Below are 9,504 nucleotides of genomic sequence, written 5' to 3' on the forward strand. Positions count from 1 at the left end.
CCCCCGCATCGACGGGCTTCACGTCTCCCGCCGGTCCGTCCCCTGCCCGGCCTGCTCGCGACACTCCAGCCGTACCCCGTCCGCCCGCTGCGTCCGCCGGCCCGGTCCTCGAAGCCGCCGGGCTGACCAAGACCTTCCGCACGCCGGACAAGGAACCGTTCACCGCCGTCGACAATGTCTCCTTCGAACTCGCCGCCGGCGAGACCCTGGGGCTGGTGGGCGAATCCGGCTCCGGCAAAACCACCACCGCACGCCTGGCGCTGGGCCTGGCCGAGCCGGATGCCGGGGGCGTCCGGCTCTTCGGCGAGCCGTGGAGCGGGCTCGCCGAGCGGGACCGCCGGTCCCGGCGCGCGCTGGTCGGCGCCGTCTACCAGGATCCGCTCAGCTCCTTCGATCCGCGGCTGACCGTCGGCCAGCTGCTCGCCGATGCCCTCTCCGCCGGCCGCAGCCTCAACCCGAAGCCGCATGCAGCGGAGATAAACCGACTGCTCGACCTGGTCGGCCTGCCCGCGCACCTCGCCGCCCGGGGCCCCCGCACGCTCTCCGGCGGCCAGCGCCAGCGGGTTGCGATCGCGAGGGCCCTGGCGCCGCAGCCGAAGATCATCATCTGCGACGAACCGGCCTCCGCCCTGGACGTGTCCGTGCAGGCGCAGATCCTCGACCTGCTCAACGACCTGCAGCAGGAGTTCGGCCTGAGCTACCTGTTCATCTCGCACGACCTGGGCGTGGTGCGGCACATGAGCGACCGCGTCGCCGTTATGCAGGGCGGCCGGATCGTGGAGCACGGCCCGGCGGAGCAGCTCTTCTCCGCCCCGCAGCATCCCTACACACGCCGGCTGCTCGCCGCCACCGTCCACCCACCCCGGGCCAACCGCTAGGGTCCGGAACCGCGAGGGCCCGGGTGGGCTTACTATGGAGGCAATCTGCCCGAACCCGAGCGCTAAAGGAGCCTTCCATCACCGACTCGCTTGCCCCCACTGACATTGCCGGCGCCTACTTCGGAGCACCGGAACCGGAGGAAACCGAGCGCGACGTCGTCGAGGTCACCTCCCCCGCGGCCGTCGCCCGCCTCGTCGACCGCGACGACGTCGTGAAGGTCAAGCGCCGCTATGCCCTGGTCAACCGGGACCGCACGCCGCATGAGGCCATGGTCGAGGACCTGCTGTTCATCCGGGGCGTCCTCGATGGCGCTGGTCTGGGGTACCTGCTCGTCCGCGGGAATGACGCGCGCCCGGTGATCGCCGTGAACTGGGAGGACCGCAAGGCCCTCCAGTCCGCGCTGGCCGAGGCTTGCCGGGATGAGCCCTTCTACTCCATGACCGTGGACGCGAAGAAGCGGAACGCGCTGCTGGTCGGCGACGGCAAGCTGGCCGAGGGCAACCAGGCCCGGATCTTCCGCCTCTACCGGCCCCGCATCGAACCCGCCGGCGGGCTCGTCTACGGGCAGTCCTTCGGCGTGCAGATCGAACTCTGGCGGTGGGAAGCGGACCAGCTCATCCTGCCGATCGAGAATTCGCTCACCCGCCGCACCCTGCCCGTCGAGGAGGCCGTCCGCGGCACGGTGTTCCGCTACGGCATGGAATGGCCGACCATCGAGAACATGTTCGCGGACCACGCCACGGACATCGATTTCGAGATCGACATCGTCTTCTCCTGGGTGGACGGCAATGACCCGGCCTACCAGGCCGCCCGGCGCAAGCGGCAGGAAGGCGTCATCCTCGGCGAGGGCGACGCCGCCGATGCGCGCTTCCGCCAGATCAACGAGCTGAAGTACGCCCTGCGCAGCGTGCACATGTTCGCCCCGTGGATCCGGCACATCTTCATTGCCACGGACTCCCCCGTGCCCGAGTGGCTGGACGCGGACCACCCGGCGATCACCATCGTGCGCAGCGAAGAGCACTTCAAGGACCCCTCGGTACTGCCCACGCACAACTCCCAGGCGGTGGAGGCGCAGCTGCAGCACATCGAGGGCCTGAGCGAGCACTTCCTTTATTCCAATGACGACATGTTCTTCGGCCGTCCTGTCGGCCCGGACGTGTTCTTCTCCCCGGGCGGCATCACCAAGTTCATCGAGGCCACCACCCGGATCGGCCTCGGCGACAACCACCTGGACCGCTCCGGCTTCGAAAACGCGGCGCGCGTGAACCGCAAGCTGCTCTACGAACGCTTCGGCCGCATCACCACCCGCCACCTCGAGCACTGCGCCGCACCGCTTCGCAAGAGCCTGCTGTTCGAGATGGAAGAGGTCTTCGCCGAGCAGTTCGAAGCCACGGCCGCCAGCCGGTTCCGGGCGAAGGACAACATCTCCGTCACCAACTCGCTCTACCACTACTACGCCCTGCTGACCGGCCGCGCCGTCACCCAGACCACCGCCAAGGTCAAGTACGTGGACACCACCATGTACTCCGGGCTGAAGAACCTGGCGAAGCTGCTGAAGAAGCGCAACCACGACTTCTTCTGCCTCAACGACGGCAGCTTCCCGGAGGTCCCGGCAGAGGAACGCCAGTCCGTGGTGACGGACTTCCTGGAGAAGTACTTCCCCATCCCGGCACCCTGGGAGAAATAACGACGCCGGCCCCCACCCGCCGTCGTACCTTGCGGCAGGCGCGCGCGGCTATGCTGGGGCCATGTCCAACGAGTCCCCTGCCTCGCCCCGGCGCGGCGTCCTGGCCCAGCTGTCCGACGATTTCAAGTCCTTCGCCGTGCGCCGCGCCTTCGGCGAGCCGGTGCAGGTCGGCGATGAGCAGGTCATCCCCGTCGCGCTCGTGCAGTGCGGTTTCGGCGGCGGCGGTTCCGGTGACGACGGCGGCGGTGGCGGCGGCGGCATCGTGCTGCCGGTCGGCGTGCTGGCCTCCGGCGAAAACGGCCGCGTCGATTTCCGCCCGAACCCGGTCGCGCTGCTGGCCGTCATGGTCCCGCTGGTCTGGGCCAGCGGGCGGGCGGCCGCCAGGATCATCGCCGCGCTGCGCGGACACCGCCGCTAGACGCGGCTGAGCTCCCGGCTGCTTTCCGGAATCCGGATGCCGGCGGCCTCGAGCCGGCGCTGGGTCTCCTCGGCGTCGACGTATTGCCCCACCGTGGGGTCATCGCCGACCGGCACCACGGAGTGGACGATCGTCTCGTCGTAGATGTGCACGAGGTTGTAGGCCTGGGCGCCGTCCCGGCCGCGGGTGCCGCCCACCGGGACGTTCAGGTCCTGCGTGTAGCAGGTGGCGGAAGCCACCGAGACCGGAATGCCGGCGAAGGTCGCCGTCGTCGAATAATGCAGGTGCCCGGCCAGGATGCTGCGCACGTCGCTGCCGCGCAGCACATCCGCCAGCCGCCGCTGGTCCCGCAGTTCCACCAGCACCGACAGGTCCTGCACGCTCGGCACCGGCGGATGGTGCAGCGCCAGGATGGTCCCGTCCGGCGCGGGAACAGCGAGCTGGTCCTCCAGCCACTCGAGCTGCTCGTCGCTGACCTCGCCATGGTGGAAGCCCGGAACGGTGGAGTCCAGCGTGACGATCCGCAGGCCGCCCACGTCGTAGCTCCGGTCCAGCGGCGCCATGTCCGCCGGCAGGTCCAGCAGGCCGGTGCGCAGGTTCGCCCGGTCGTCGTGGTTGCCCATCACCCAGATCAGCTCCGCGCCAAGCCGTTCCGCGGCCGGCTCCACGATGGCCCGCAGCTTGCGGTACGCCTCGGGCTCGCCCTTGTCCGCCAGGTCGCCGGTGAAAACGATGGCTTCCGGCGTGGCCCCGGAGGCCGCCAGGCGGTCGAACGCCTCGCGCAGCCGCGCTTCGCTGTCGACGTCGCCATACAGGGGATCCGGACCGCCCACGATGTGGGTGTCGCTCATATGCAGTATGAAATGGTTCGGCCTGGGGTGCTCGGCCTGGATGTAATCCATCATTTGCCTTCTGCTGGTTGAACCGGTCAAACGGTTCCTACTCCAGACCATCCAAGCAGACGAGGATCAAACTTCAAGTTAACAGCCCGGGGAATGACGCATTGTTGCTTCCGCCGTTCGGGCCCGGCCCCTTGCCGCTCTGGATACTGACGGGGCTCGGCCGTAGGCTCGGAAAGGACCGAACGTCTTATCTATGAGAGGACCTTCCATGAAGCTCAGCCACATCCCCCTTCGCCTGTCCACCGGCGGGTTTATCCTCAACTCCGGCTTGGGCAAGACGGACCTGGACAAGGAGAGCGCAGCCGGCCTGCAGGCCATGGCCGCGAACATCTTCCCGCAGGTCAAGCAGATCGAGCCGGAGCAGTTTGGCAAGTACATCAGCTACGCCGAGATGGCCCTCGGCGGCGCCCTGCTGGCCCCCTTCATCCCGAGCCGGCTCGCCGGCCTGGCCCTCGCCGCGTTCTCCGGTTCCATGATCGGTATGTACCTCAAGACTCCGGGCATGACCGAGGAAGGCAGCGTCCGGCCCACCCAGCAAGGCACCGCCCTGGCCAAGGACGTCTGGATGCTCGGCATCGCGCTGGCCCTGATCCTGGACACCAAGAACAAGAAGAACACCCTGGCGGCCTGAGCGGCACCAGCCGGCGGCCGCCGCCGCAGGCGCCGCTGACTCACCACAATAACGACGGCGGGTGCGCGCCTAGAATGGTGCGGGTGAGTAACGCAACACCCCCACCCGCGGAGGCACCGCCGTCGTTAGTGGTCCGCCCTGCCCGCGCAGGCGAGGCCGCCGCCCTGGCCGAAGTCGCCGCGGCCACCTTCCCGCTCGCGTGCCCGCCGGCCATGACGGCCGAGGACATCGGCGACTACGTGGCCGAACACCTCAGCGAGGAGCATTTCGCGCAGTACCTCGCCGACCCGGCGCGCTCGCTCCTGGTGCTGGAGGAAGGCACCGGCTCCGGCGGGCGGCTGACCGGCTACAGCATGCTGATCCACACTCCCCCGGCGGATCCGGAAGTGCTGGCAGCACTGACGGTCCGGCCGTCGTCCATGCTCAGCAAGTTCTACGTCCGCCCGGACGCGCACGGCAGCGGCCTGGCCCACCGGCTGCTGGCCGCCACCTTCGACACGGCGGCCAGCACCGGGGCACGGGCGGTCTGGCTCTCGGTCAATGACGAGAACCTGCGCGCGCAGAAGTTCTACGCGAAGAACGGCTTCCGGACCGTCGGCCGAATGGACTTTCCGACGGCCCGGCTGGTCCTGCGCGACTTCGTGCTCGAACGGATCCTCTGAGCGGTCTTAGCGCTCCACGACCATCCGCTCGTTCGGCACGGTATGGGTCATGGTCAGGCCCTCGACGTTGCGCGGCCCGTTCCGGCCGAGGTTCTTCACGCGCTCCAGTTCTTCTTCGTTGAGGGTCTGCGTGGCTAGCGGGCCAAGGTCCTTGATCTCGTCGACGCCGATGCCCAGGCCCTCACCCACGCGTGAGCCGAGTTCGTCGTCGACCATGCAGAAGTGCCAGAGCATCCGCTCCTGGACCTTGCGGTCCGCCTGTGAGATCAGCGTAGTGAAGTTCAGGACCAGGTCGTCCTTCTCCCACTGCTCGAGCAGCTGGTAGCGCTGGCCGGCCTGGAGGTAGTCGTTGGTCCGCGGGATGCGCGCCCGGGTCAGGCGGCCGGTCAGCTCGGGGCCCTCGATGTCCTCGGTCTGGTACTGGCCCTCGCGCAGGCCGCCGGTGATGGAGGGCTCGTAGTTCACGTGCGGGTTCTGGCCGACGCCCAGGTCCCGCCCGTAGGACATTTGCCCGCCGGTCTGGTTGGTGGCCACCGGCACGCGCCGCGGCGAATTCACCGGCAGCTGCAGGTAGTTCGGTCCCACGCGGTAGCGCTGGGTGTCGCTGTAGCTGAACGTGCGGCCGACCAGCATTTTGTCGTCGGAGAAGTCCAGCCCGTCCACCAGCACGCCGGTGCCGAAGGCGATCTGCTCGTTCTCGTTGTGGTGGTCGCCGACGTTGCGGTTGAGCGTCATGGTGCCCACCAGCTTCGGCACGAAGTCCTGCTCCGGCCAGGTCTTCGTGTCGTCCAGCGGATCCCAGTCCAGCTCCGGATGTTCGTCGTCGCTCATCAGCTGCACGTACAGGTCCCACTTGGGATGGTCGCCGCGCTCGATCGCTTCGAAGAGGTCCTTGGACGCATGGCCGGTGTCGGTGGCCTGAATGTTCGCCGCGTCCGCCTCGGTCAGCGACTTGACGCCCTGGTGCGGCTGCCAGCTGTATTTGACCAGCACGGTATCGCCGGCCTTGTTGCACCATTTATAGGTGTTGACGCCGAAGCCCTGCATGTGCCGGTAATCGGCGGGGATGCCGCGCGGGCTGAAGAGGTTGACCAGCATGTGCATGCATTCCGGGGTCTGCGACATGAAGTCGAAGATCCGCGCCGGATCCTGCCGGAAGGTGATCGGATCCGGCTTGAGCGAGTGGATGACGTCCGGGAACTTGATGGCATCCCGGATGAAGAACACGGCCAGGTTGTTCCCGACCAGGTCCCAGTTGCCGTCCTCGGTGTAGAACTTCACCGCGAAGCCGCGCGGATCCCGGGCCGCCTCCGAGGAGTCGTGGCCGCCGATCACGGTGGAGAACCGGATGGCGACATCGGTCTTCTTCCCGGCCTCCTGGAACAGCTTGGCCCGGGTGAAGTTCGCGATTGGCTCGTCGCCCCACTTACCGGTGGCTTCGAAGGTTCCGTACGCCACGAAGCCGCGGGCGTGGACCACGCGCTCCGGGATACGCTCGCGGTCGAAGTGGCTGATCTTCTCCAGGAACTGGTAGTTCTCCAGCGTGGCCGGGCCGCGGGGACCGACGGTGCGCTGGTTCTGGTTGTCGTAGACCTGGTGGCCCTGCCGGTTGGTCAGGATCGCGCTGTCGTCGCCAGCGGCTGCGGAGGGTTGGTTGGCTGAATCTGTCATTGTCTTGCCTCTCGAATGGATTCCGATTGGAAGCTTTGCGCAACAGGCTCAGTTACCACTTTGTGACCGGCAGCGGCACAGGTCAATAGCCGCGCAGCGCCCTGCCCAGCGGGAAGAAGGACAGGTACATCACGCCCGACTGGTTGTAGCGGAACCGGATGCCCATGACCGCCTGGATGCCCCAGTGCATGCCGAAGGCGGCCACCGCGAACACCTGCCCGAGCCGCCGGTTGGCCAAGGCGAGCGGGGCGGCCAGCTCGATGACCAGCGAGCCAACGGCCAGCGCGGTATAGATTCCCTTGTGAGGGTAGAGCCTCATTCCCAGCCCGGCGGCGCGGGAACCGAGCAGCTCCTTCCGCAGTCCGTCGGCGGCGACCTGGCTGCGCAGGCCCTCGCCGCTGGCCCAGTTCCAGCCCATCGGTCCGGTCACCTTGGCGACGCCGGCCACCAGGTAGGTGGCGGTGGTGACGGCGCTCATTACCGTGGCCGGCAGGCCGTACCGCCAGTCGTGGCGCTGCGGAAGCAGGGTGCCGGAGCGGCGGAGCGCGTCGAGGCTCAGCGCGTCCGCGGCCGGGGCGGCGCCGAGCACCGCGGTGTGCAGCACCAGGTTGTTGTCATTGTGGAACACCATCGACCAGGAGTTGCGGTAGGACAGCGTCCAGGTCAACAGCCCGGCGTGCAGCGGGCCGGTCACCTTGTGCTGCCAGCCCAGGGTGTAGGCGGCATTGGCGGCGATTTCGGCCCAGACCAGCGCGTCCGCGACCTTCGGCGGCAGCGGCTTCTTCAGGATGCGGCACGGACCGACCGGGGCGAACATGCTGGTGTCCCCGCGGTGGATCCGGCCGAGCATCTTCACGCGGCGCCCGAGGTAGTGCGCGGTGTAGAGGCCGGTGGCCAGCCGCAGCGCTGCCGGCCTAAGGGCGGGGGCGGCCGGCATGATGTGCCGCTCAAGTTTTGCCAGGAGTCCGTGGATCGTCATGCTGCCACCGCCACTTCGGCCAGCCCGGCCCGTACCGCACGAGCATCCGGGTCCCGCAGCACCACAGCACTACCGTGCACTATTTCGGACTTGGGCGCGCGGTTCCCGGCGAAGAACTGCTCATAGTTGTAGCGGCCGGTCACCACTTCCACGCGTACGACGGCGGCCTCCGCCTTCCGGTTCCGGTCCGCCAAGGCATCCGCGGCCTTCACGGCGAGCTCTTCGCCGCGGCCGGCCATGGCCAGCCGGCGCACCTGCCTCCGCACCTGGTTCATACCCCCGGCGCCCAGATAGGAGTAGTGCAGGATCCTGCGGGTGCCCTCGGCGTCGTAACCGATCAGGTGCGTCACCCGGCCATGCTGCTTCCGTTTCGCACTGAACATCGGATAGCAGGACAGTGGAAAGCCGTCCCGCGGCTGTTCGCTGAAATGCTGCCGTACGGGCATGATCACGGCGGTTATGAGCGCGGCGCTGGCGGCGAGCGCGGCCAGCTTGGCTTGTTCTTCGGTTTTCAAGGTCAATCCCCCCTGTTTGCAGTTTCAGATGCGCGAGTAGTTGGTAGGTGCCGGGCTGTAGGAGGCCCAGGTCAGGTCCAGCCCGGCGTGCGGACAGTCCACGTTCCATTCGGTATGGCTGCCGGACACCGCGTCCGGGTGGTCGGAGGCGAACAGGACCACGCCCGGGTAGTCCCGGACGAACTCCTCCAGCATCGCCATTCCCGCCTGGTCCAGGTCCGCGTCGATCCGGTTCAGGACCAGCAGCGGCGGATCGCCCAAGGAAGCCCGTGCCAGCAGCAGCCGTGCCCGCTCCGAGGTGGACAACGGTTCCCCGCCGCGCTTGAGCTGGGTCTGCTCGCCCCGCTCGAGCCGCCGGATCCGCTCCGCCAGCCCCACCCGTTCCAGCGCGGCCGTGCCCTCAGCCGCGTCCAGGTCCGGCCGGCGGTAGCGGACGCTGCGGGCCACCGAGCCCCGCTCCAGGTACGTTCCGGCAGCCACATAGCCCACCAGCTTCCGCCGCGTCCGTCCCCCGCTGTCCAGCAGGGACTTGCCGTCAATCTGCGTGTAGGCTCCCGGGTCGCTCCGGACGCCGATCAGCTTCTCCAACACCGTTGTTTCCATCGCCGGATCGGCCGACCGGATCCGCACCCGGTCGCCCGGCGCGGCCTGCAGGTCCGGCACCGCGCAGTTGCGGCATTCGGACAGGCCCGTCACCAGCACCGAACCGGCCGCCTGCTCGCCGTCTCCCTGCGCAGCACTCGCGGCGCCGGACGGTGCAGCGCTACCCGCGCGCCGCCGTCGTTCTTCCCTTGCTTCCGCGGCCACCGCTAGTGCCGGTCCCAGGATGCGGCGTGCGGCCTTGAAGTTCTGCCGGTACTCCACCACGCGGCCCAGGTCCGTCACCGGTGCGGCGATCATGCCGACGATGGTCAGTCCGGCGGCGATGGTCGCGGTCGGCACCGCCTGCCACACCCCCACGGCGGCCACCGCCGCGGTGCCCAGCGAGGCCCCGGCCGCTGCGGAACCGCGGATCCAGCCGGCAACGGCGGCGCGGTGTACCGCAGCATCGACGACCTTCCGGCCGGCCTTGTCCACCTGCTTGACCTCACGGTCCTCGCCGCCGGCGGCACGGATGGTGCCGGCCGCGATCACGGTGTCGGCCAGCCGGGCCGCGAGCC

At 68.6% G+C, this 9,504-nt stretch carries 9 protein-coding genes and 1 pseudogene; 5 read left to right on the top strand and 5 right to left on the bottom strand.

The features are described 5' to 3' along the window. The 3 genes from D477_RS19160 to D477_RS19170 form a co-directional block, all read left to right on the top strand. Positions 1-878: ABC transporter ATP-binding protein (locus D477_RS19160; RefSeq protein WP_005273969.1), on the top strand; the 878-nt coding region annotated here is incomplete at its 5' end. 23 nt (positions 879-901) lie between these two features. Beyond that, positions 902-2,566: a stealth family protein gene (locus D477_RS19165; RefSeq protein WP_005273972.1), complete on the top strand. Its 1,665-nt coding sequence runs from the start codon at positions 902-904 to the stop codon at positions 2,564-2,566. A 61-nt stretch (positions 2,567-2,627) separates the two neighbouring features. After that, positions 2,628-2,984 carry a hypothetical protein gene (locus D477_RS19170; protein ID WP_005273974.1) on the top strand — a complete coding sequence of 119 codons (357 nt, stop codon included), beginning with the start codon at positions 2,628-2,630 and terminating at the stop codon, positions 2,982-2,984. Here the strand turns inward: D477_RS19170 and D477_RS19175 are convergent. Then, positions 2,981-3,886 (bottom strand): phosphodiesterase, encoded by a 906-nt coding sequence (locus tag D477_RS19175; RefSeq protein ID WP_043847734.1) that lies wholly within the window; start codon positions 3,884-3,886, stop codon positions 2,981-2,983. The genes D477_RS19170 and D477_RS19175 overlap by 4 nt on opposite strands. A gap of 208 nt (positions 3,887-4,094) precedes the next feature. On the opposite strand from D477_RS19175, the gene D477_RS19180 reads away from it, so the two are divergent. Next, the gene (locus tag D477_RS19180) at positions 4,095-4,517 is read left to right on the top strand and encodes a hypothetical protein (protein WP_005273979.1); all 423 of its coding nucleotides are present in this window, start codon (positions 4,095-4,097) and stop codon (positions 4,515-4,517) included. A gap of 83 nt (positions 4,518-4,600) precedes the next feature. Beyond that, positions 4,601-5,179, top strand: a complete 579-nt coding sequence (locus D477_RS19185) for a GNAT family N-acetyltransferase (RefSeq protein ID WP_237740840.1) — start codon at positions 4,601-4,603, stop codon at positions 5,177-5,179. A gap of 6 nt (positions 5,180-5,185) precedes the next feature. Here D477_RS19185 and D477_RS19190 read toward each other — a convergent pair whose 3' ends face one another. From D477_RS19190 to D477_RS22860, 4 genes and pseudogenes are all read right to left on the bottom strand, one after another. Further along, entirely contained in the window at positions 5,186-6,850 is a 1,665-nt protein-coding gene (locus D477_RS19190; protein WP_005273985.1) for a catalase, read from the bottom strand. A gap of 82 nt (positions 6,851-6,932) precedes the next feature. After that, complete coding sequence (locus D477_RS19195) at positions 6,933-7,829, bottom strand: hypothetical protein (RefSeq protein ID WP_005273987.1); 897 nt, start codon at positions 7,827-7,829, stop codon at positions 6,933-6,935. After that, positions 7,826-8,344: a hypothetical protein gene (locus D477_RS19200; protein ID WP_043847730.1), complete on the bottom strand. Its 519-nt coding sequence runs from the start codon at positions 8,342-8,344 to the stop codon at positions 7,826-7,828. The genes D477_RS19195 and D477_RS19200 overlap by 4 nt, the downstream gene beginning before the upstream one ends. A 24-nt stretch (positions 8,345-8,368) precedes the next feature. After that, positions 8,369-9,504, bottom strand: a pseudogene (locus D477_RS22860) (ABC transporter ATP-binding protein); the annotation flags it as partial.

Source organism: Arthrobacter crystallopoietes BAB-32 (assembly GCF_000328305.2).
Taxonomy (GTDB): domain Bacteria; phylum Actinomycetota; class Actinomycetes; order Actinomycetales; family Micrococcaceae; genus Crystallibacter; species Crystallibacter crystallopoietes_A.

Coding starts and splice junctions, on each gene's coding strand:
- D477_RS19175 (WP_043847734.1), bottom strand. CDS start 3,886: ATGGATTACATCCAGGCCGAGCACCCCAGGCCGAACCATTTCATACTG.
- D477_RS19190 (WP_005273985.1), bottom strand. CDS start 6,850: ATGACAGATTCAGCCAACCAACCCTCCGCAGCCGCTGGCGACGACAGC.
- D477_RS19170 (WP_005273974.1), top strand. CDS start 2,628: ATGTCCAACGAGTCCCCTGCCTCGCCCCGGCGCGGCGTCCTGGCCCAG.
- D477_RS19195 (WP_005273987.1), bottom strand. CDS start 7,829: ATGACGATCCACGGACTCCTGGCAAAACTTGAGCGGCACATCATGCCG.
- D477_RS19180 (WP_005273979.1), top strand. CDS start 4,095: ATGAAGCTCAGCCACATCCCCCTTCGCCTGTCCACCGGCGGGTTTATC.